The sequence below is a fragment of the Mobilicoccus caccae genome (genome assembly GCF_030161635.1).
GTDB classification, from domain to species: Bacteria; Actinomycetota; Actinomycetes; order Actinomycetales; family Dermatophilaceae; genus Mobilicoccus; species Mobilicoccus caccae.
Genome location: NZ_BSUO01000001.1, coordinates 913,947 through 935,049, shown reverse-complemented (window position 1 = coordinate 935,049; position 21,103 = coordinate 913,947). Strand labels below are relative to the sequence as shown.

The 21,103-nt window shown below is 72.3% G+C and carries 15 protein-coding genes and 3 pseudogenes; 6 read left to right on the top strand and 12 right to left on the bottom strand.

Features of this window, described 5'->3' with window-relative positions:
• Window positions 1-26: 26 nt before the first annotated feature.
• Window positions 27-2,150, bottom strand: coding sequence for an ATP-dependent DNA helicase UvrD2 (locus QQK49_RS04615; protein WP_284302923.1), 2,124 nt, complete (start codon window positions 2,148-2,150; stop codon window positions 27-29).
• 63 nt (window positions 2,151-2,213) lie between these two features.
• On the opposite strand from QQK49_RS04615, the gene QQK49_RS04610 reads away from it, so the two are divergent.
• Window positions 2,214-2,504 (top strand): glutaredoxin domain-containing protein, encoded by a 291-nt coding sequence (locus tag QQK49_RS04610; RefSeq protein ID WP_284302922.1) that lies wholly within the window; start codon window positions 2,214-2,216, stop codon window positions 2,502-2,504.
• Window positions 2,505-2,564: 60 nt separating this feature from the next.
• On the opposite strand, the gene nudC is transcribed toward QQK49_RS04610, so the two are convergent.
• Together nudC and QQK49_RS04600 are read right to left on the bottom strand one after the other, a co-directional pair.
• Window positions 2,565-3,563 (bottom strand): NAD(+) diphosphatase, encoded by a 999-nt coding sequence (gene nudC, locus QQK49_RS04605; RefSeq protein ID WP_284302921.1) that lies wholly within the window; start codon window positions 3,561-3,563, stop codon window positions 2,565-2,567.
• A gap of 153 nt (window positions 3,564-3,716) precedes the next feature.
• Entirely contained in the window at window positions 3,717-4,181 is a 465-nt protein-coding gene (locus tag QQK49_RS04600; RefSeq protein WP_284302920.1) for a hypothetical protein, read from the bottom strand.
• Here QQK49_RS04600 and QQK49_RS23155 point away from each other — a divergent pair.
• Window positions 4,172-4,441 (top strand): annotated as a pseudogene (locus QQK49_RS23155) (phosphotransferase); the annotation flags it as partial. The gene QQK49_RS04600 and the pseudogene QQK49_RS23155 overlap by 10 nt on opposite strands.
• A 519-nt stretch (window positions 4,442-4,960) precedes the next feature.
• Here the strand turns inward: QQK49_RS23155 and QQK49_RS04595 are convergent.
• The 6 genes and pseudogenes from QQK49_RS04595 to QQK49_RS04570 all read right to left on the bottom strand — a co-directional run bounded on the left by QQK49_RS04595 (window position 4,961) and on the right by QQK49_RS04570 (window position 12,083).
• Window positions 4,961-5,425, bottom strand: coding sequence for a PD-(D/E)XK nuclease family protein (locus tag QQK49_RS04595; protein WP_431310569.1), 465 nt, complete (start codon window positions 5,423-5,425; stop codon window positions 4,961-4,963).
• Between the two features lie 593 nt (window positions 5,426-6,018).
• Window positions 6,019-6,300 (bottom strand): annotated as a pseudogene (locus QQK49_RS23150) (hypothetical protein); the annotation flags it as partial.
• 26 nt (window positions 6,301-6,326) lie between these two features.
• Complete coding sequence (locus tag QQK49_RS04585) at window positions 6,327-7,829, bottom strand: UvrD-helicase domain-containing protein (protein ID WP_284302917.1); 1,503 nt, start codon at window positions 7,827-7,829, stop codon at window positions 6,327-6,329.
• The gene (locus tag QQK49_RS04580) at window positions 7,775-8,473 is read right to left on the bottom strand and encodes a UvrD-helicase domain-containing protein (protein WP_284302916.1); all 699 of its coding nucleotides are present in this window, start codon (window positions 8,471-8,473) and stop codon (window positions 7,775-7,777) included. Before QQK49_RS04580 ends, QQK49_RS04585 begins: the two co-directional genes overlap by 55 nt.
• On the bottom strand, window positions 8,470-11,550 hold the full coding sequence (locus QQK49_RS04575) for a PD-(D/E)XK nuclease family protein (RefSeq protein ID WP_284302915.1): 3,081 nt from the start codon (window positions 11,548-11,550) through the stop codon (window positions 8,470-8,472). Before QQK49_RS04575 ends, QQK49_RS04580 begins: the two co-directional genes overlap by 4 nt.
• Complete coding sequence (locus tag QQK49_RS04570) at window positions 11,535-12,083, bottom strand: UvrD-helicase domain-containing protein (protein ID WP_284302914.1); 549 nt, start codon at window positions 12,081-12,083, stop codon at window positions 11,535-11,537. The genes QQK49_RS04575 and QQK49_RS04570 overlap by 16 nt, the downstream gene beginning before the upstream one ends.
• A gap of 175 nt (window positions 12,084-12,258) precedes the next feature.
• Between QQK49_RS04570 and QQK49_RS04565 the strand changes: the two genes are divergently transcribed.
• The 3 genes from QQK49_RS04565 (at window position 12,259) to QQK49_RS04555 (ending at window position 15,169) form a co-directional block, all read left to right on the top strand.
• Complete coding sequence (locus QQK49_RS04565; protein ID WP_284302913.1) at window positions 12,259-12,948, top strand: TetR/AcrR family transcriptional regulator; 690 nt, start codon at window positions 12,259-12,261, stop codon at window positions 12,946-12,948.
• 100 nt (window positions 12,949-13,048) lie between these two features.
• Window positions 13,049-13,273, top strand: coding sequence for a DUF3107 domain-containing protein (locus QQK49_RS04560; RefSeq protein ID WP_284302912.1), 225 nt, complete (start codon window positions 13,049-13,051; stop codon window positions 13,271-13,273).
• A 267-nt stretch (window positions 13,274-13,540) separates the two neighbouring features.
• Complete coding sequence (locus QQK49_RS04555; protein ID WP_284302911.1) at window positions 13,541-15,169, top strand: DEAD/DEAH box helicase; 1,629 nt, start codon at window positions 13,541-13,543, stop codon at window positions 15,167-15,169.
• A gap of 434 nt (window positions 15,170-15,603) precedes the next feature.
• Here the strand turns inward: QQK49_RS04555 and QQK49_RS04550 are convergent.
• The 3 genes and pseudogenes from QQK49_RS04550 to QQK49_RS04540 all read right to left on the bottom strand — a co-directional run bounded on the left by QQK49_RS04550 (window position 15,604) and on the right by QQK49_RS04540 (window position 19,074).
• Window positions 15,604-16,448: pseudogene (locus tag QQK49_RS04550) on the bottom strand (PHP domain-containing protein).
• Window positions 16,449-16,541: 93 nt separating this feature from the next.
• Window positions 16,542-18,233: an ABC-F family ATP-binding cassette domain-containing protein gene (locus tag QQK49_RS04545; RefSeq protein ID WP_284302910.1), complete on the bottom strand. Its 1,692-nt coding sequence runs from the start codon at window positions 18,231-18,233 to the stop codon at window positions 16,542-16,544.
• Between the two features lie 61 nt (window positions 18,234-18,294).
• The gene (locus QQK49_RS04540; protein WP_284302909.1) at window positions 18,295-19,074 is read right to left on the bottom strand and encodes a hotdog family protein; all 780 of its coding nucleotides are present in this window, start codon (window positions 19,072-19,074) and stop codon (window positions 18,295-18,297) included.
• 541 nt (window positions 19,075-19,615) lie between these two features.
• Here QQK49_RS04540 and lpdA point away from each other — a divergent pair.
• Window positions 19,616-21,013 (top strand): dihydrolipoyl dehydrogenase, encoded by a 1,398-nt coding sequence (gene lpdA, locus QQK49_RS04535; protein WP_284302908.1) that lies wholly within the window; start codon window positions 19,616-19,618, stop codon window positions 21,011-21,013.
• Window positions 21,014-21,103: the final 90 nt, after the last annotated feature.

The window sequence follows — 21,103 nt, the reverse complement described above, 5'->3', positions numbered from 1 at the left end:
GATCCGCCTGTCCCCGTCGGCGAGAATTACTCCTCGCCAGCCCTCTGATCTGCGAGGACGTCGAGAACGTCGTCGGCATACATGTCGAGTTTTCGTGCGCCGACACCGCGGATCGTCGCCAATTCGGCGCGATCGACGGGACGTCTTTCGGCGATCGCCTCCAAGGTGGCGTCGGTGAACACCACGTACGCGGGCACCTTGGCGGCCGCCGACGTCTCCTGACGCCATGCGGTCAGGGCGTCGAACAGGGCCTCGTCGTAGGAGGGCGGACATCCCTCGCAGCGTCCTCGGGTGCGGTCCGAGGCGGTGTCGAGATCGGCGCCGCACCGGGCGCAGGTGACACGCCTGGCTCCGGTACGGGCACGGCGTTCACGACGTGCCGAGGAGGCGCCGAGACCACCCCGCGCGGCGCGGGCGCCGTCGCCGAGCACGGAGGTCGCGCCCTCGAGGAACCGGGACGGCCGGCGCCCCGCGCGCCCACCCGGCGTCCGTGCCGCCGCCCACGACAGGCGCAGCTCGCGACGGGCACGGGTCAGGCCGACGTAGAGAAGGCGACGCTCCTCCTCGACGGCCTCGGCGCCCTCGGCCATCGCGATGGGCATGAGGCCCTCGGCCACCCCGGCGAGAAACACGACGTCCCACTCCAGGCCCTTGGCGGCGTGGAGGGACGCCAGCGTGACGCCCTGCACGGTCGGCGCGTGCTGGGCGGCGGCGCGTTCGTCGAGGTCGGCGACCAACTCGCGCATGCGGGCACCCGGCGCGGTCGTCACGAGGTCGGCCGCCAGCCGGACGAGCGCGTCGAGGGACTCCCACTGCTCACGCACGGCCCCACGGGCCACGGGCGCGTCCGGCGACCAGCCGAGGGTGGAGAGCACGTCGCCGACGGCGTCCGGCAGGGGCGTCGCCGGGTCGTCGCTGCGCACGGCTCCGCGCAGCAGCAGGATGGCCCGCTTGACCTCGGCGCGGGAGAAGAACCGCTCACCGCCGCGGACGAGGTAGGGGATGCCGACGTCGGCGAGCGCGTCCTCGAACGCCTCGGACTGCGCGTTGGTGCGGTAGAGGACGGCGATCTCGGAGGCCGGGGTGCCGCGCTCGATCAGCCGCGCGATCTCGGCGGCGACACCGACCGCCTCCGCCGGGTCGTCGGGGAACGCGGACAACGTGGGGGTCGGCCCGGTCTCGCTCTGCGCCACGAGGCGACGTGCGGGCCCACCCGCCCCACGCAGGACCGTGTTGGCCAACTCGACGATCTGCGGAGAGCTGCGGTAGTTGCGGTTGAGGTGCACCGTGCGCGCATCGGGGTACCGGCGCGCGAAACCCGTCAGGTACTGCGGCCCGGCCCCCGTGAAGCTGTAGATCGTCTGCGCCGGGTCTCCGACGACGCACACGTCGCGTCGCTGCCCCACCCACAGGTCGAGGAGGCGCTGCTGGACCGCGTTGACGTCCTGGTACTCGTCGACGACGAAATGGCGGTACTGCCCGCGGACCTCGCGGGCGATCTCCTCGGACTCCCCCAGGATGGCGACCATGAGGAGCAGGACGTCCTCGAAGTCGATGACCCCTCGCCCGGTCTTGGTGGCCTCGTACTGGGCGAGCAACCGGCCCATGGTCTGCAGATCGACCCCGGCCACGTCGCGCCCCACCCGGGCCGCGACCTCCGGGTAGGTCTCGTCGGTGAGCATGCTGACCTTGGCCCATTCGATCTCGGCCGCGAGGTCGCGCACGATCGCCCGGTCGGTGGAGATCCGCACCCGCGCAGCCGCCTCGGCGACGACGGCCGCCTTGTGCGGCATGATCTCGGGCGCGGCGCCGCCGACCGCCCGCGGCCAGAAGTAGTGGAGCTGGCGCAGCGCGGCGGAGTGGAAGGTGCGCGCCTGGACCCCGGCGATGCCGAGGTGCCGCAGACGCGTGCGCATCTCGGCGGCGGCTCGCGCGGTGAACGTGACGGCCAGCACGCGTTGCGGCTGGTAGGCGCCGGAGGCGACGCCGTAGGCGATGCGGTGGGTGATGGCCCGCGTCTTGCCCGACCCCGCCCCGGCGAGGACGCACATGGCACCCAGGGGGCTGCTCGCGACCTCACGCTGATCGGGGTCGAGAGCCGCCAGGATGTCGTCGGGACCGACGGCGGCGGGAGGGGGCGTGGTGCTCATCGCCACCGATCCTGTCAGACCGCCCGACGGCAGGATTTCGGCAGTCTCCTAGGATCGTCGGTGATGAACGCCTCCCCACACGCACACCCCCGCACGCCTCGCGCCGGAACGGTGACCCTCTACACGACCTCCTGGTGTCCCTACTGCTCACTGCTCGTCTCCGACCTCACCGACGCGGGGATCGAGTTCGAAACGATCGACGTCGAGAACGCCCCCGACGCTGCCGCCGCCTCGGCAGCGGTCGAGAAGATCAACGGCGGCAACCGCGTGGTGCCGACGGTCGTGTTCCCCGACGGGACGACCGCCACCAATCCGGGAGTCGCCGACGTGCGGCTGCGCCTGTCAGCCTCCTGACGGACCGGCGTCGGTGCTGGTCACCGCGCCGATCACAGCGCCCGACGCTTCACCCGATGATCAGGACGGGCGGATCCAGGGTTGCCCGCCGCGCTCGTCGATCTGCGGGACGAACATCCGTTTTCCGAACCAGCCCTCGATGAGCCGCCGCGCGATCGACAACCGCCCCGGCAGCAGGAGTTCGCCCTCCCGCACGGCACGGGCGACCTCCTCGCGCGTGAACCACTCGGCCTCGGCCATCTCGGCCGGGTCGCAGACGATGTCCGTCGTGGTCGACCAGCCGGCGAACCCCAGCATGAGGGAGGCCGGAAAGGGCCACGGTTGGCTGTCGACGTACTCCACCCGGTCGACGACGATGCCCACCTCCTCGGCGACCTCGCGCCGCACCGCGTCCTCGAGGCTCTCCCCCGGCTCGACGAACCCCGCCAGGACCGACCGCCGGCCCTCCGGCCACTGCGGCCCGCGGCCGAGCAGGAGCCGGTCGTCGGCGTCACGGATGCCCATGATGACGGCCGGGTCGGTGCGGGGATAGAGCTCCCGCCCCTCGACCGGGCACCGGCGGACCCACCCCGCGGCGGCCGACTCAGTCGCCGCTCCGCAGCGCGGGCAGAACCGGTGGGACCGATGCCAGGCGGCCATCCCCTGCGCGGCCATGAACGCCTCGGCGTCACCCGGTGGGAGCCACGGCCCGATGTCACGCAAGCCCTGCCAAGAGATCTCGGTGATCTCGGCGGTGTCGGCGGTGTCGCCCTGGGCGTCGAGGTCGTCGGTGATCGTGTCCGCCGGGGAGGCGACGCCCGCCGGGTCCTCGGCGGGCTCGGCGACGACGATCAGAGCCCGTCCCGCCTCGTCGCGGCCGAGGAAGACGACGACCTCGCCGGTGACATCGCCCTCCCGCGGCGCGCGTGTCGACAGGGTGGGCATCCCGCCGTTCTCGTTCTCCTGCACCGGAGCCCGCTCGCCCACGAGCGGGAGGACCCGGGTCGAGGGGTCGCTGAGCAGCCCGCGCAGGTCGAGGTCGATGCGTTCCCCGGAGTGTCGATCGTGGACGAGCTTCATGGGCCCCACGGTACGAGGCGCCTCCCCCGGGCCGCGCGGCGACGACGCTCCGGTGACCCGTCATCTCGACCCGCCGTCGCGGCCCGCCGCCGTCATCCGGGCGCGATCCTCGGCCGCCCGGGTGCGTCGCGGACGAGGTCGCATTCGGCCGGGCTACCGTGGCGGGGTGAAGATCACCCCCACCATCTCGCTGCCCTCGCCGACGGCGCCGTGCCCGGTCTGCTGCCGGTCGGCATCCACGTGGTCGCCGAGAGCGTCGGGGAGCAGTTCCACGTGGGGTTCGTCATCGACGACCGTGAACGGGCCTGGGTGGTGCGGCTGCCGGGAGATCCGGTGTCGGCGGCGTTGCAGGACACCTCGATCCCCTTTCTGGAGGAGGTCGCGCGCCACCTGCCGTTCGACGTCCCCGCGCCGGTCGGCGTCGCTGCTCTCGGCGACGGCCGCCGGGCGATGGTCTACCCCTACCTGCACGGACGCATCGTCGATTTCGCGCTCCTGCCCGCCGGCCCCGGCATCGCGACGGGCATCGGCGCCGCCCTGGCCGCCCTGCACGACGTACCGGTCCAGGCCCTGGACGAGACCGGAGTGCCGGTGTACGACGCGGGCGAATGCCGGCACCGTCTCGTGAGCGACGTCGACCGGGGGCCCGCACCGGGCTCGTGCCGTCGGCGCTGCTGTCCCGCTGGGAGCACCTGCTCGACGACGTGTCGTGGTGGCGGTTCGCGACGGTGCCCGTGCACGGCTACCTCTCCAACGCCCATCTGCTGGCCGACTTCCCCACCGAGGACACGAGCTCGGGACACGTCTCGGCGCTGGTCAGTTGGGAGGGCGCCAAGATCGGGGACCCGGCCGAGGACCTGGCCGCGCTCGCCCGATCGGCCCCGCCCGACGCCGTGGACACCGTGTTCGGCGCGTACGCCCAGCACCGTCGTGAGCCCGTCGACCCCCACCTGCGCGAACGTGCCCGCCTGTTGGGTGAGCTCCGCCTGCTGTCGCGTCTGCTGTCGGCGCACCACCGCGGCGACGAGGTGGCGGTCGAGCACACCGTGCGCACCATGCACCGGCTGTTGGACTACCTGGAGGACGACGTTCCCGCCGCTCCCTCCACCGGTGAGGCAGCCCGCGGCGCCCTGCCCGTCACGTTCGAGGAGGAGCCCGCCGACGAGGACTTCTACTCCTCCCGAAGCGGGCGCACCGGATCGACCGCCGCGCTCACCGGACCGGAGGGGACCGGGGCGACGACCGGTGCCGCGAGGACCGGCGACGCGGCGACCGGTGCCCACGAGGGCGATCGTGTCCCCGACGACGGACGGGCCGCGCCCCTCCCCGAGGGTGGTCGCGACTCCCGTGGCCAGGACCCGGGGGCGAGGTGCGTCCCACGGGTGGGCCGGACGAGCTCAGACCTCCCCTGCGGTGAGCTCGACCAGGAGGGCGACGAGGTCGTCCTCCTGCGGCATGGGCGGGTGGACGGTCGTGCCCGTCGCGGCGTAGTAGAACGCGGCGTCGATGTCCTCCGGCGGCAGCCCGCTCCACCGGGAGTAGGCGAGCCGGTACACCGCGAGCTGGATCGCCCGCTCGGCCAGGACCTCCGGCGCCGGGGGCGCTCCGGTCTTCCAGTCGACGATCGTCACGCCACCGCCCTTGCGGGGAAAGACCGCGTCGATCCGGCCTCGGACGGGCAGTCCGGCCACCACGGTCTCCAGCGACACCTCCACCTCCAGGGGGTCGCACCTGCCCATTCGCTCTGCAGGAACAGGCGTCTGGCCGTCTCGAGATCGGGGATCTCCTCGCTCTCGTCGGCGAACCCCTCGAGATCGAGGTCGTCCACGAGACTTGCACTGCGGTAATGGCGTTCGATCCAGGCGTGGAACTCCGTCCCCAGTCGCGCCGCGGTGGCCGGGGGCGCCGGCATAGGACGCCGCAGACGGGCCGCGTACCCCGCGGGGTCGCTGTTCAACTCGACCAGTGCCGACGTCGACAGGTGCCCGGGCAGGCGAGGGACGCCGGAGTCACCGCGGGCCTCGTCACGCTCTGACAGGAGGACCTCGACGGCGTCCGCGAGGTGTCGCATCTCGCGTCGTTCCTGCTCGTCGGCCGTCCCGGCCCCCGCACCAGCACCCGCAGATTCGGCGTCGCGCGTGGAGGTGCCGGTGGCTGCGGGGTCGGTGGCCAGGGCGGCCGCGACCCAGGCAGCCGCCTGGCGTTCCGCGGCGTCCCGCGGATCGTCACGCTGCACCGGCCACCGCGCGGCCGGCGAATCGGCGAGAGCCGGGTTGACCGCGTCCGGCTCGGGATCGGGTTCCCACATGAGGATCCGGACCAGCCCGGGGCGGTCGAGGAGGTCGGTGAGGAAGCGTGAGGGGACGCGTGGCGCCGTGCCGTCGAGCCAGACGCTCGCCGTGAGCAGCAGGCGGTGCCGGGCCCGGGTGAACGCCACGTAGGCGAGTCGCCGTTCCTCGTCCAGGGCGTGCGCGCCGCCCTCCTTGGCGAAGGTGCCGATGGCCGTGGACAGCTCCGTGAGGTCCTCCACGGCGCGCCACGGCAGGTGCGGGAGGCCCGCGGCGTCGCCCCGCAGGTCATACGGCACCGAGCCGAGCCCCGTGAGCCACCCCTTGGAGGTGGGCGTGGGCAACCCGCCGCCCTTGGGTGGCCGGTAACTGCGGTGAGAGGGAAAGGCCGCCTCGACCAGGCCCGGTACGGCGACGATGTCCCATTCCAGCCCCTTGGCGGCATGCACGGTGAGCACCTGGACCGCGCCCTCACTCACGTGCGAGGCGGGCGAGTCCAGCCCCGCTCCTCGTCACGGGCGGCGTCGAGCCAGTCGAGGAAGCCGCCGAGGGTCGGCCGGTCCGCGCCGTAGGCGAAGGAGGCCGCCGCGTCGGCGAAGGCGTCGAGCTGCAGGCGGGCGGTCTCGGGCAGGGTGTCCACGCTCGCCGCGACCTCGACGTCGAGCCCCAGCGTGCGCTCGGCCAGGACGACGAGCTCGGGCAGGGGATGCCCCACCGCGGACCGCACGGTGGCGATGGCCTCGGCGAGCCGGGTCAACCGCCGGTGCGCCGTCGGCGAGAGCCGCTGCCCCTGTCTGCCCACCCAGTCGATCTCCGGCAACGCGTCGACGGCCTCGACGAGACTCGGTTCCTCCTCGACGTCCTCACCCTCACCGCCGTCGCGCTCGAGATGCCCCCCGCCCTCCGGGTGGCCGTGACCGTCGTCTCCGTCCTGCCCGGCGTGCCCGTCCTGCCCGGCGTGCCCGTCCTGCCCGTCCTGCCCGTCCGGCGGAGGGACGTCTGCGGCGTCGCGGCGGGACCGCATCTCGCGGGACCAGGCGCCGAGGCCGTCGAGATCGGCCGCGCCGAGCCGCACGAACGATCCCGTCAGCAGCCGCATGAGCGCGTCGCCGCGGGAGGGGTCGTGCACGACGCGCAACAGGGAGACGACGTCGCTCACCTCGGGCCGGGTGAGCAGACCGCCCAGACCGACGACCTCCACCGGGATCCCCCGGGCCCCGAGTGCGTCGGCGACGGCGGCGAACTGGGCTCGCCTGCGGCACAGGACGGCAGCGGTCACGCCCGTGGTGCGTCGCGCGGATCCGGCGTCCCACCACTGATCCGCGATCCAGTCGGCGACGAGGTCGGCCTCCTCCCACGCCGTTGCCGTCCGCGCGGCCTCGACCGTTCCGGCGCCGGCGACGGGCGAGGGCCGCAACTCCTGGACCGGAACCGGGCTCGCCGCCGACAGCGGCGCCGCGGTCGTGTTGGCCACGGTGAGGATGGCGGCGTCGTTGCGCCAGCTCGTCGAGAGGGGCAGGACCGGGGGGATCACCGCGACCCCGTCACCGGTGGGCCGCGCCGCGGCCTCGGCGTCGGCCGAGACCCACGCGGCGTCGGGCACGGTGAACCGCTGGGGGAAGGCCGCCAACGTCGTCGCGCTCGCCCCACGCCAGCCGTAGATGGACTGGTGGGGGTCGCCCACGGCGGTGACCGGTCGGGTGATGCCGCCCCGGGGGTCGGCGAACACGGCGTGCAGCAGTCGCATCTGGGCCTCGCTGGTGTCCTGGAACTCATCCAGCAGCACGACGGAATAGCGCGAGCGTTCGGCGGCGGCGACACCGGGATCCAGTTCGGCCAGGGTGGCCGCCAGCGCCATCTGGTCGGCGAAGTCGATCGACTCGGCCGCGCCCTTGGCGGCGGCGTACGCCTCGAGCAGCGGGATCACCTGGCGTTGGGCCCGCACGTGTTCCACGAGCTCCTTGACCGGGGCCGGCATGCTCGACCTGCCCGAGCCGGACGGCAGGCTCTGGACGTGCGCCTCGAGGTCAGCGAGGTATCGCCGCAGGTCATCGGTCGTGGTGAGGTGTTCGGCCAGGCCTCCCGCGAGGTCGCGCACCGCCGCAGTGACGGTGGACTCCGCGTTGCGGACCTCCTCCATCGGCCCGTCGTAGCGGACGACGACCTCGTGCGCGTACTGCCAGGCGGCGGCCTCGGTGAGCAGACGTGCGTCGGGTTCGACGCCGAGACGCAGGCCGTGCTCGGTGACGAGCCCCCGGCGTAGGAGTGGTAGGTCGCCACGGTCGGCAGCGCGTCGGCCTCGAGCGCCCCACCGGCCGATTCGCTGCGCAGCTCTGTCGTGGTCAGGCGGCGGAGGCGTCCCCCGATGCGCTCGGCCAGCTCGCCCGCCGCCTTGCGCGTGAACGTGAGGCCGAGGATGCGCTCGGGGTCGACCAATCCGTTGGCCACGAGCCAGACGACCCGACCGGACATCGTCTCGGTCTTGCCCGACCCGGCTCCGGCCACGACGAGCATCGAGGTCAAGGGCGCCTCGATCACGGCCTGCTGCTCGGGAGTGGGCGTCGGCAGTCCGAGGGCCGTGGCGATCTGCGCGGCGGAGTACCGCACGTCGGCGATGGTCATCGGAGCGTCTCCCCCTCGGGTTGGATCGGGCAACTGAACCGCGACTCGCACATCCGGCACCAGGTTCCGGCGCGGGCGCGATACGTGGCGCCGGCCATCCCCTCGGCCGTGTTCGTGAGCAGGGTGCGCGCCCAGTCGGGGTCCTCGGCGTCGGCCAGCGGGGGTTGGTGCTGGGTGGAGCCCTTCTTGCCGCCGCCCTCACCGATCTGCATGAGAGCCGCCCCGGCCGAGTCACGCCCCAGCCCGCCGAAGCCGCCCTCCTCGACGGCCACCTGGTAGGCGCCGAGCTGGGGCAACTGCGGCAGGTCCTCGGTCTTCGGCTTGGACGAGGAGGAACCCGTCTTGAGGTCGACGACCCGCAGCCTGCCCTCGGCGTCGCGTTCGAGCCGGTCGACGCGCCCGCGCACGACGGCCCGCCCGACCTGCACCTCGACGTCGATCTCGGTGCCCACGACCTCCCACCCCGAGGCCAGCGCGGCGGTGTGCTGGCGCGCCAGCCGGTCGAGCATCGCCATCGCCTTCTCGTGCTGTCGCCGCTCGAGCCATCCCTGCGGCAGATCGAGTTCGGACCAGCGCCGGTCGAGTTCGGCCACCAGCGCCGGGTAGTCGCCGTTGTCGGTCGTGGCGGCGATGTCGTGCACGAGCGTGCCGAGCGAGGTCGCGATGCTGCCCCCGCCCGCCTGTCCACCGCTGCCGGCGAGCAGCCACCGCACTTCGCACCGCGCGAACGACTCGACCTTGGAGGGTGAGACGGTGAGCCGGTCGGTCTCACCGCGTCGCGGTCGATCGTCACTGATCCGGTGCAGACCCCACCACTCGTCGGGGTGTGCCCCCGACGCCCCGGCCTCGGCCAGTCGCGCGAGGAGTCGGGCCGCCTCGACGTCGATCTCGGCCGGGGTGGCGTCCTCCCCCGAGACGAGCGCGCCCGCCGCCAGGCGTCGACGCAGGCCGGCCACGACGTCGGGGAGCGTCATCGGCGGGGGCAACGGCGCGTACGGACGGGGTCCGTCGGCGTGGTCGACGAGGTCGAGGAACGGCGAGGGGGTCTCCTCGTCATTGCGCACGGCCGTGCAGAGCAGCGTGTCGCGGGTGCGGCTGACCGCCACGAGGAACAGGCGCGCCTCGTCGGAACGGATGGCGCTCCTGGCCGCCACCGACGAGTGGCCCCGGCCGGTGACGGTGTCGACGAGGTCGGCCGAGCCCAGCACCGAGCCACGGAGCCGCAGGTCGGGCCACACGCCCTCCTGCACCCCGGCGACCACGACGAGGTCCCAGTCCAGGCCCGCGGCTCCGGCCGGTGTCGTCAGCGTGACGCACTCGTCGCTCGGAGCGCGGGCCACCAGCGTGTCCCCCGCGACGTCCTGGCCGCGGACGTGTTCGAGGAAGCCGTCGGGCCCGCGCTTGGGCAGCCGGTCGACGTAGCGGCCCGCGGCGTCGGTCAACGCCACCACGGCGTCGAGGTCGCGGTCGGCGCGTTGGCTGCCGGCCAGCGCGGCTCGTCGCCACGGCTCGGCGAGCCCGGAGGCCTGCCACATCGCCCACAGCACCGTCTCGGCCGTGACGCCCGAGGCCCACGCGTCGCCCTCGCGTCGCGCGGCGTGCACACCGGCGGCGAGGACATCGCGGATCCGCCGCAACCCCGCCGACGGCGCCCCGTCCTCGACGTGATCGAGCACCTCATCGCCCCGCACGGCGGCGACGAGCAGGTCATCGGTGCTGCGTGGGGCGACGTCGCCGTCAGGCCCCACCCGAGTGCGTTCGGCCCGGCGCAGCGCCCGGAGCAGACGGCGCACGGCCAGGGAGTCGGTGGTCCCCAACGGGGAGGCGAGCAGGTCGAGCACCGTCTCGGCGTCGAGTCCACCGGGCTGCTCCTCCGCTTCGGCCGGCGGCGCCGCCGTGGCCAGGGCGACGTCGAACAGGCGCAGGAACGGCCGCACCGCGGGCTCGTCGCGCAGCGGCACGCGGGCGCCGGGCACGTCGATCGGGATCCCGTCACCGGCCAGCACCCGCCGCATCGTGGCACTGCGCCCCGCGCCGCGCACGATCACCGCCATCCGGGAGTACGGGACGTGCTCGACCAGGTGCGCCCGCCGCAGACGGGCCGAGATGTAGCGCGCCTCGGCGGCCGCGGTCGCCACCACCGCGGTCTCCACCCGCCCCTCCCGCAGGAGCGACCCGCCCTGCTCGAGCGACGTCCCCTCACGACCGTCGCCGCCGACACCGTCGTCAGCTCCCTCGTCGTCCCCGACGACCGACGTGACGGAACCGGCGGGAGCAGCGGCCGCCACCGCAGCCGGGTGACCTTCGGCCGCCGGTGCGTCCGTCGCACCCGCGCCCTCGGCACCCCTGTCGGCCAGGTCGCCACCGACCACATCGCCGTCGAGGAGATCGAACAGGGTCGGCTGGTGGGCCCGACCGCCTTCGTCACGAACTGCGGCACGAGCCTCCCGGGACTGCGTGTCCCCAGCGGCGCCTGTGTCGGTGTGTGTGTCTGCGTCTGCGTCTGTGCCTCGGTCACTCCCCGCGCCCGTGGTCACCGTCGCTTCACGACCATGACCGTCGGGCCCCAGGCGGTGCGCGACGGCACCGGAGGACCCGATCCGGTCGGTCACGCGGGAGACCACCGTGGCCACCTTGGTGGGCAGTCGCCAGGTGCGTTCGAGCACCGTCTGCGTGGCGACCTCCTCCATCATCAGACGCGGGTCGGCGCCGCGGAACGTCTGCGTGGCGGCGTCGGGGTCTCCGACGAGCACCACCTCTCCCGCCCCCGAGCGCAGGAGTCGCAGCAGCCGCGCCGCCGGAGCGGTGAGCTCCTGGGCGTCGTCGACGACGACCACCTTCACCTGCCGGTGGACGTCGGCCCTGGCCTCGGCGTCGTCCTCGAGCAGATCGCCGACGGCCGTGAGGATCCACGCGGGGTCGTAGCCCCCGGGCGACGACAGGGCCGTGACCTCGTCGTACTCGGCCAGCACCTGCGCGGCGGCGGCCCACACGGGCCGTCCCTCACGGTCGGCCAGCTCGGCCAGGCCCACCGGGTCGAGACCGTGCTCGACCGCGCGCATCAACAGGTCGCGCAACTCGGCCCGGAACCCCGCGTGCGCGTGGCCTCGATCAGTTCGGGCGGCCAGGACGGGCGGCGCCCCAGACCGGCCTCGTGCCCCGCCAGCAGCTCACGCAGGATGACGTCCTGCTCCGGCCCGCTGAGCAGCCGCGGCTCCGGATCTCCCTGCTCGGCGGCGCGGCGCCGCAGCACCCCGTACGCGAACGCCTGGACGCTGCACACCAGCGGAGAGGCCGTCGTGGCGGCCAGCATCGTCGTGAGCTGCAGACGCAACCGTGCAGCGGCCACCCGCGTCGGCGCGAGGACCACGGCCTCCTGCGGGCGCACCGTCGCGTCGGCCACCCGGGACAGCACCGAGTGCACCGCCACCGTCGACTTGCCCGTGCCGGGGCCGCCGAGGACGCGCACCAGCGGGCCCCGAGCGGCGACGGCGGCGCGCTGGGAGGGGTCGAGGGATTCGACACCGACGAGCGGCTCGTCGACTCGGCGGGCCGGCCGCTGCGGACCTGCGGTCGCCCCGCGGGTGGAAGTGCGCCTCGTCTCGACCATGGGCCCATTGCAGCAGAGACCACCGACAACCCTGCGAGGCCGCCTTTGACCTGCGATGACGACACTTCTCATACCAGTTCGCGGCCACCGCACGTCCAGCCTCACCGGCGTCGATAGGATGCATTTTCTCGGGTCGACGGATCCGCGTGAATCAGTCGGAAGGAGCCGGCCGGCCATGCCAACGAGTTCCGGTGACAATCCCAGCGTCCCCCGTGGAACGCGTCTACCGCGTGAGGCCCGACGCGTTCAACTCCTCGACGCCGCCCTCGGCGTCTTCGTCGAGTCCGGCTACCACGCTGCGGGGATGGACGAGATCGCCGAACGTGCCGGCGTCTCCAAGCCCGTGCTGTACCAACACTTCCCGGGCAAGCTCGAGCTGTACCTCGCGCTGCTCGACGCCGCCTGCGACCAGATCCTCGACGACGTCGGCGCCGCCCTGAAGTCGACCGACGACAACGAGGCGCGCGTGGTGGCCACCATGGAGGCCTACCTCGGGTACGTGGCCCGCCACGGCGGTGCCTACCGGCTGGTGTTCGAGTCGGACCTGCGTCAGGACAGCCACGTCGCCGACCGGGTCCGCCGGGTCGAGACCCTGACCTCCAAGGCCGTCGCCGACATCGTCATGGACCAGACCGGCCTGCGCGAGGCCGAGGCGCGCCTCGTCGCGACCGGTGTCGTCGGGATGGGGCAGACGGCCGCGCGGGTCTGGCTGGCGCAGGACTCCCAGATCCCCCAGGCGGAGGCCGCCAGGCTGCTCGCCGACGTCGTGTGGCGCGGTATCCGCACCTTCCCGGTCGTCGACGAGGCCCGGGCATCGACCTCCCCGACCCAGACGCGGGAAGAACGCCACACCGGCGACCGTTAACCTGGACGAGAATCGATCGCTCACCTGCAACCACGGGTCGTTCGATCGCCATCGCGGTGCACGTCGAAGGCGTGTACCGCCGCGTCCGAAAGGAGACCTCGTGGAGGTCAAGATCGGTGTCCAGAACACGAGCCGCGAGATCACCATCGACTCCGACCAGACCCAGGAGGACATCGAGGCGGCGGTGAAGTCGGCGTTCGAGAGTTCCGGCTCGCTGCGTCTGGCCGACGCCAAGGGCAGCATCGTGCTGGTCCCGGGGCCGGCGATCGCCTACGTCGAGATCGGTGCGGCGCGCAAGGGTGGAGTCGGCTTCGGCATGCAGTGAGCCCGACCCTTCCGGTCCTCCTCACGGGCGCCTGTACGCGCCCTGATGTGCACTGGAACGGACCCGATGCCCGGCGCCGTCACCGACGGAGCCGGGCATCACCGTTAGACTGGGGTCGACCACCACGGTGACCGGTCGGCACGACCTTGCGATTTCCTTCGGCGGACGAGCCGCCTACGCGCCCTGCGGGCGCGGCGAATGACCTCCGATCGGCCCGTCTCACCCCGGCTGCGCCACGCGCCCGGGACGATCGAAGGACTTTCATCCATGCGCACCACCGACCCCCGCGACCAGGTCACGAGCGAGCCCACCGAGGCCGCCGAGGCGACAGAAACCACCGCTGCCGCTGAGGCGACAGACGCCACCGAGGCCGCCGAGACGACAGAGGCCACCACATCGACAGACGCCACCGCGTCCGCGCCGGAGGCCCCGGTCCAGACCTTCGCCGACTTCGACGTCCACCCGGACATCGTTGCAGCCCTGGCCGATTCGGGGATCGTCACCCCGTTCCCCATCCAGTCCATGACGCTGCCGGTGGCCCTCGGGGGCCACGACATCATCGGCCAGGCCAAGACCGGTACGGGCAAGACGCTGGGCTTCGGCGTCCCGCTGCTCGACCGGGTCATCGCCCCGGGTGACGACGACGTCGACACCCTGGCCCACCCCGGGCGTCCGCAGGCCCTCGTGGTCGCGCCGACGCGCGAGCTCGCCAACCAGGTCGCGGGCGACCTGGAGCGCGCAGCCAAGCGTCGTGGCATCCGCGTCACCACCATCTACGGCGGTCGCGCGTTCGAGCCGCAGATCGAGGCGCTCAAGAAGGGCGTCGAGGTCGTCGTCGGCACCCCCGGCCGCCTCATCGACCTCATGCAGCAGGGCCACCTGGTGCTGAGTTCGGTGCGCACGCTCGTGCTCGACGAGGCCGACGAGATGCTCGACCTCGGGTTCCTGCCCGACGTCGAGAAGCTGCTGGCCAAGACCCCGGCCTCGCGGCAGACCATGCTGTTCTCGGCCACGATGCCCGGCGCCGTGGTCACCCTGGCCCGCCGGTACATGAGCCGTCCGACGCACATCCGCGCCATCGAGACCGACGACGAGGGTCAGACCGTCAAGGCCATCGAGCAGTTCGTCTACCGCGCCCACGCGATGGACAAGGTCGAGATGGTCGCGCGCATCCTCCAGGCCGAGGGGCGCGGGCTCACCATCGTCTTCAGCCGCACCAAGCGCACCGCGGCCAAGGTCGCCGAGGAGCTCGTCGACCGCGGGTTCGCGGCCGCCAGCATCCACGGTGACCTGGGGCAGGGCGCCCGCGAGCAGGCGCTGCGGGCGTTCCGCAACGGCAAGGTCGACATCCTCGTGGCCACCGACGTGGCGGCCCGCGGTATCGACGTCGAGAACGTCACCCACGTCATCAACTACCAGTGCCCCGAGGACGAGAAGACCTACCTGCACCGCACGGGCCGCACCGGGCGGGCGGGACACACGGGTGTCGCGGTCACCCTCGTCGACTGGGACGACATGCCGCGCTGGGGACTCATCGACAAGGCCCTGGGCCTCGGCATCCCCGAGCCCCTGGAGACGTACTCCTCCTCCGAGCACCTCTACGAGGACCTCGGGATCACCCCCAAGGCCACCGGTCGCCTGCCGAAGTCGGCACGCACCCGCGCCGGTCTCGCGGCCGAGGAGATCGAGGATCTCGGTGAGACCGGCAAGTCCGGCAAGTCCGACAAGTCCGGTGGTGGATTCGGCCGTGGAGCCGGCCGTCCGCGTGGGCGTGGCCGCCGCGGCACGGACTCCCCGCGCGAGGGCGATGCGGGTGGCGGCTCGTCCTCCGAGCGTCGCTCTCCGCGGCGTCGTCGCCGCACCCGTGGCGGCGAGCCCGCCGGCTCGGCCGACTGACCCACCGACCGACGCCCGCCGGCCCCCGCCGGCAGCGACATACGTTGTTCCACAACGGCGCCCACTCTCCGAAAAATCTCGGATGGTGGGCGCCGTCCGTATCGTGGATGACTTGGACAAGTGACCACATCGCGTCCTAGATTCAGGGCCGTCACAGACCGCTTGGGGGTGTCTGTGACGTCGTCATGGGGGGATCGCACGACGGGGCGCATCGATGATGCGATGTCTGGGGATCCGCGGGTGTTCCTTGGCATGGCCTGCCCTTCGCGGCCTGCGGCCCACCCCTTCGGGTCGCAGTCCGCCTTCTGGGTGCGCATGCTCTCCCCGGGCATGCCACCCGCGCGCCTCGGACCGTCCCCGCGGTCCGGGGCGCGCTGCATTCGCGGCCCTTTCCGCCCGCCGGCGCGACGCGCGCCCCGGCCTCACGTAGCCGCTCAGGGGCGGACGATCCCCCGGTACGTCGGCTCGGCCAGCAGCGCCTCCAGGACGGCGGGGTCGGTCGTGCGCGCTCCGAGCCCCTGGGGTTTGCCGGAGCCGTGGTAGTCGCTGGACCCGGTGACGTGGATGCCGAGGTCGGCGGCCAGAGACAGGGCGCGTTCCCGCTGGTCGTCGGTGTGATCGGGGTGATCCGCCTCCAGGGCGAACAGGCCCGCGGCGACCATGTCGGCGACGACGTCGTCGCCGACGATGCGTCCGCGCTTGGCGGCGAACGGGTGGGCCATCACCGGCACTCCCCGGCGGCGCGCACGAGGCGGACGGCCTCGACCGGGTCCGGCGCGTAGTGCGAGGCGTAGTACGGCGACCCGGTGTACAGGTACTCGGCGAAGGCGGCGTCGCGGTCGGGCACCACACCGTTCGCCACCAGCGCGTCGGCGATGTGCGGGCGCCCGATGGTCGCGCCCGTCGCCACCTGGCGCAGAACGTCGTCCCAGGTGACGGGCACGTCGGCGGCGAGGAGGTCGGTGATCCGCCGGGCGCGGCTGTCCCGGCTCTCCCGCGCGGCGTCGAGTTCGGCGAGCAGGGCGTCGTCCGTGGGGTCGTGGAGATACCCCAGGAGATGGACGCTGATCCCCCGCCACGAGCAGGAGATCTCGATCCCCGGCAGCAGCCCCACACCGAGACGGGTCGCCGCGTCGATGGCCTCGCGCCACCCCGCGGTGGTGTCGTGATCGGTGATGGCGACGACGTCCAGCCCGGCCGCGGCAGCGTTCTCGACCAGACCGGTCGGGGTGTCCGTGCCGTCCGAGGCGAGCGTGTGAGCGTGGAGGTCGACGATCATCACGCCAGCGTAGGCGAGGCGGATCCGGCGTCCCGGAGCGCTTCCCCTCCGGCAGCGTCCCGGAGCGGGAGGCCCAGGCGACACGACCGCGCCTCAGCGCGAGCGCACGACGCGCCCTTCCTCCCACACGGGTTCGGGGGCCTCGTACACGCGCCCGTCGGCACCGAAGACGAGGAACCGGTCGAACCCGCGCGCGAACCAACGGTCGTGCGTGACGGCGACGACGGTCCCGTCGAACGCCTCGAGTCCCTCCTCCAGGGCCTCGGCCGAGTGCAGGTCGAGGTTGTCCGTGGGCTCGTCGAGCAGGAGCAGCGTCGCGCCACTGAGTTCGAGCAGCAGGATCTGAAACCTCGCCTGCTGCCCGCCCGAGAGCGACCCGAACGTCTGCTCGGCCGACCGGGCGAGTTCGTACCGGTCGAGCGCTCGGGCGGCGAGGTCCTGCGGCATCCCGGCGCGGTGGTCGTCGCCGCGGTAGAGGATCTCCAGCAGCGTCCGTCCCTGCAGGTGCGCGTGGTGGTGGGTCTGCGCGAACCAGCCGGGCCGCACCCTCGACCCGAGCCTGACGGATCCCGTGTGCGCGACCCGGTCGGGCACCATGTCGCCCACCGGCCGGTGCTCGACGTCGGGATCGCTGCCGCCCGCGGCCAGCAGCCGCAGGAAGTGCGACTTGCCCGACCCGTTCGAGCCGAGCACGGCGACCCGTTCGCCGTACCAGACCTCCAGGTCGAAGGGCCGCATGAGATCGGTGAGTTCGAGGCGCTCGGCGATGACGGCCCGCTTGGCCGTGCGGCCACCACGCAGCCGCATCGTGACGTTCTGCTCGAACGGCAGCGCCTCGGGCGGGCCGGCGGCCTCGAACCGCGCCAGGCGGGTGCGCGCCGCCTGGTAGCGGGCGGCCATGTCGGAGTTGTAGGCCGCCTTCTGCTTGTACATCTGCACGAGGGCCTTGAGCTTGGCGTGCTCCTCGTCCCAGCGTTTGCGCTGTTCGACGAGCCGGGCCTGCCGGTCGCGGCGCGCCTCGTGGTAGGTCGCGAAGCCGCCGGGATGCACCCAGCACGTGGCTCCGGAGGCCTGGGGTTCGAGAGTGGCGATGCGGGTCGCGACGGCCGAGAGGAGTTCGCGGTCGTGGCTGATGAGCAGCACCGTCTTGGGTGAGGCGACCAGGTGCTCCTCCAACCACCGCTTGGTCGGCACGTCGAGGTAGTTGTCGGGCTCGTCGAGCAGCAGCACGTCGTCGGGGCCACGCAGCAGGGCCTCGAGCACCAGCCGCTTCTGCTCCCCGCCCGAGAGCGTGTTCACGTCACGCCACTGCGCCTTCTCGTACGGCACCGAGAGCGCCGCAACGGTGCACACGTCGGCCAGGGTCTCCCAGTCGTAGCCGCCGACCTCGGCCCAGTCGGCGAGCGCCTGGGCGTAGGCCATCTGGGCGGGCTCGTCGTCGACCTCCATGATCGCGACCTCGGAGACGTCGACGCGCGCCGCCGCCTCGCGGATGGCCGGCGGAGCGACGGTCAGCAGCAGATCGCGGATGGTGGACCCCTCGCCGTCGCGCCCCAGACGGCCGATGAACTGGGGCATGACGGCCAGGTTCCCGCTGCGCGTGATCGCCCCGTCGTGGGCCGCGAGCTCACCGGAGATGATCCGCAGGAGCGTCGTCTTGCCCGTCCCGTTGGGTCCGACGAGCGCGACCTTGGCGCCCTCGCCCACGCGCAGGCTCACTCCGCCGAGCAGCGGCCTGCCGTCGGGGAGGACGTAGTCGATCTCGTTGGCTTCGATGTGTCCCACGGGCCACGAGCCTGACAGAGGCCCGAGGGTGCGGGCCAGCGGTTTTGTGCTCCGGCGCGGGTCAGCGCGGGATGAGCACCGTGTAGTCGAGGTCGAGGACGACCTGCGGGTGGTAGGCGCCGGCCTTGTCGCCCTCGGTGATCCGCAGAGGGAAGTCGGCGCAGGGCAGGTCCTTGGTGGCGACCGTGCGCAGGCGCAGGGCGCCGACGTCGGTGCGTCCGGGGATCTCCATGCGCTCGAGCACCTCGCTCCAGGCGTGGATGGTGTCACCGGCGAACGTGGGGTTGGCGTGCGCGCCGGCGTTGATCGCCGCGATGGCGAACGCGTTGCCGAGCCCGTTGAACGACAACGCGCGGGCCAGGCTGATGACGTGTCCGCCGTAGATGAGGCGGCGCCCGATCTTCGTGTCCTTCTGCGCGAACTGGTTGAAGTGCACCTTCGCCGTGTTCTGGTACAGCCGGGTGGCGAGCATGTGATCGGACTCCTCGATCGTCATGCCGTCGACGTGGTCGATCTTCTCGCCCACCTCGTAGTCGCCCCAGAGGTGTTCGCTGCCCGCGAGGGTCTTCATCACCTCGTCGTAGCCGGAGATCTCGACCGGCACGACGAGGTCCTCGGCGGCCACGGCGCCGGGCAGGTCGGGGATCACGGCCTCGCCGATCTCCTCGGTGGCCTCACGGCGGTTGACCATGACCCACCGCACGTAGTCGAGCGCGACCTCCCCGTCCTGGTTGACGCCGACCGACCGGACGTACACGTTGCCGTTGCGGCCCGAGGAGTTGGGCTTGAGGCCGATGACGGTCGAGGTGGTGGACACGGTGTCGCCGGGGTAGACGGGCACGCCGAACCGGCCCCCGCGTAGCCGAGGTTGGCGACGGCGTTGAGCGAGATGTCGGGCACGGTCTTGCCGAACACCAGGTGGAAGGCGAGCAGGGAGTCGGCCGGCATCCGCGGATAGCCGAGGTCGCGGGCGAACGTCTCGGCGCTCGTGGCCGCGAAACGCGAGCCGTACAGAGCCGTGTAGAGGGCGACGTCGCCCTCGCTCACGGTCCGGGGTGTCGCGTGCAGGATCTCCTGTCCGATCTCGAAGTCCTCGAAGAAGTTCCCGGTCCGGTTCTTGGCCCTCTGTGCTGTGTCGGGGGTCCTGCTCGCCACGGTGCGCGCTCCTCCTGCATCGACGTCATCGTCCGGCGCCATCCTCCCACCCCTCACCTGAAACAGCAGGAGAGGTCTGACACAGTCGCGCCAGGCCTCCTGTCTCGTCGTGGCCTCCTGTCCGAGGCGCGTCGTCGGGGGTGCCGCCGGGGCTCCACCGGAGGGCGGTGAGGCTGGGGGTGGCGTACCCCGACCGCACGCGGGAGCATCCCGGTAGGCTGACCGCCATGGCTGATCACTACGACGTCGTCGTCCTCGGTGCTGGTCCCGGCGGTTATGTCGCCGCCATCCGCGCCTCGCAACTCGGCAAGTCCGTTGCCGTCATCGAGAAGCAGTACTGGGGCGGGGTCTGCCTCAACGTCGGCTGCATCCCCAGCAAGGCGCTGCTCAAGAACGCCGAACTGGCCCACACCCTCGCCCACGACAAGAAGAAGTACGGCATCGAGGGTGACGCCACCATGTCCTACGGCCCCACGCACAAGCGCAGCCGTCAGGTGAGTTCGGGCATCGTCAAGGGTGTCCACTTCCTCATGAAGAAGAACAAGATCACCGAGATCGACGGCTGGGGCACCCTCGGTGAGAAGGGCAAGATCTCCGTCGAGACCAAGGACGGCGCCAAGGAGGTCACCTACGACGACCTCATCATCGCCGCCGGCGCGGTCACCAAGATGCTGCCGGGTGTCAAGGTCAGCAAGAACGTCGTCACCTACGAGGAGCAGATCCTCGACGAGGAACTCCCGGGCAGCATCATCATCGCCGGATCCGGCGCCATCGGCGTCGAGTTCGCCTACGTCATGAAGAACTTCGGCGTCGACGTGACGATCGTGGAGTTCCTCGACCGCATGGTGCCCACCGAGGACCCGGAGGTCAGCAAGGAACTCGCCAAGCACTACAAGAAGCTCGGCGTCAAGGTCATGACCTCCACCAAGGTCGAGGGCGTGGAGGACACCGACTCCGGCGTCAAGGTGACCGTGGCGCCCGCCGACGGCGGCGAGTCCCAGACCCTCGAGGCCGACCGCCTGCTCTCGGCCATCGGCTTCCAGCCGCGCACCGAGGGCTACGGGCTGGACACCCTCGGCGTCGAACTCACCGAGCGCGGCGCGATCAAGATCGACGACTACTGCCGCACCAACATCGACGGCGTCTACGCCATCGGCGACGTCACGGCCAAGCTGATGCTCGCCCACGTCGCCGAGGCCATGGGCATCGTCGCCGCCGAGACCATCGCCGGCGCCGACACCATGCCGATCGACTTCGACTTCATCCCGCGAGCCACGTACTGCCACCCGCAGATCGGCTCGATGGGGTACTCCGAGCAGCAGGCCAAGGACAAGGGCTACGACGTCAAGACGGCGACGTTCCCCTTCACCGCCAACGGCAAGGCGCAGGGGCTCGGCGACGCCGTCGGGTTCGTCAAGGTCGTGGCCGACGCCAAGTACAACGAGATCCTCGGCTGCCACATGATCGGGCCGGACGTCACCGAACTCCTCCCGGCCCTCAACGTGGCCAAGCAGTGGGACCTCACCGCCGACGAGCTCTCGCGCACCGTGTTTGCCCACCCGACCCTCGGCGAGGCGATCAAGGAGGCCGTCCACGGCATCTCCGGGCACATGATCAACTACTGACCCGGCAGCACCCCAGCACAGCAGCGAACGGCCCGATCCTCGTGAGGATCGGGCCGTTCGCGCTGGGGTGGGGACCGCCGGGGTGGGCCG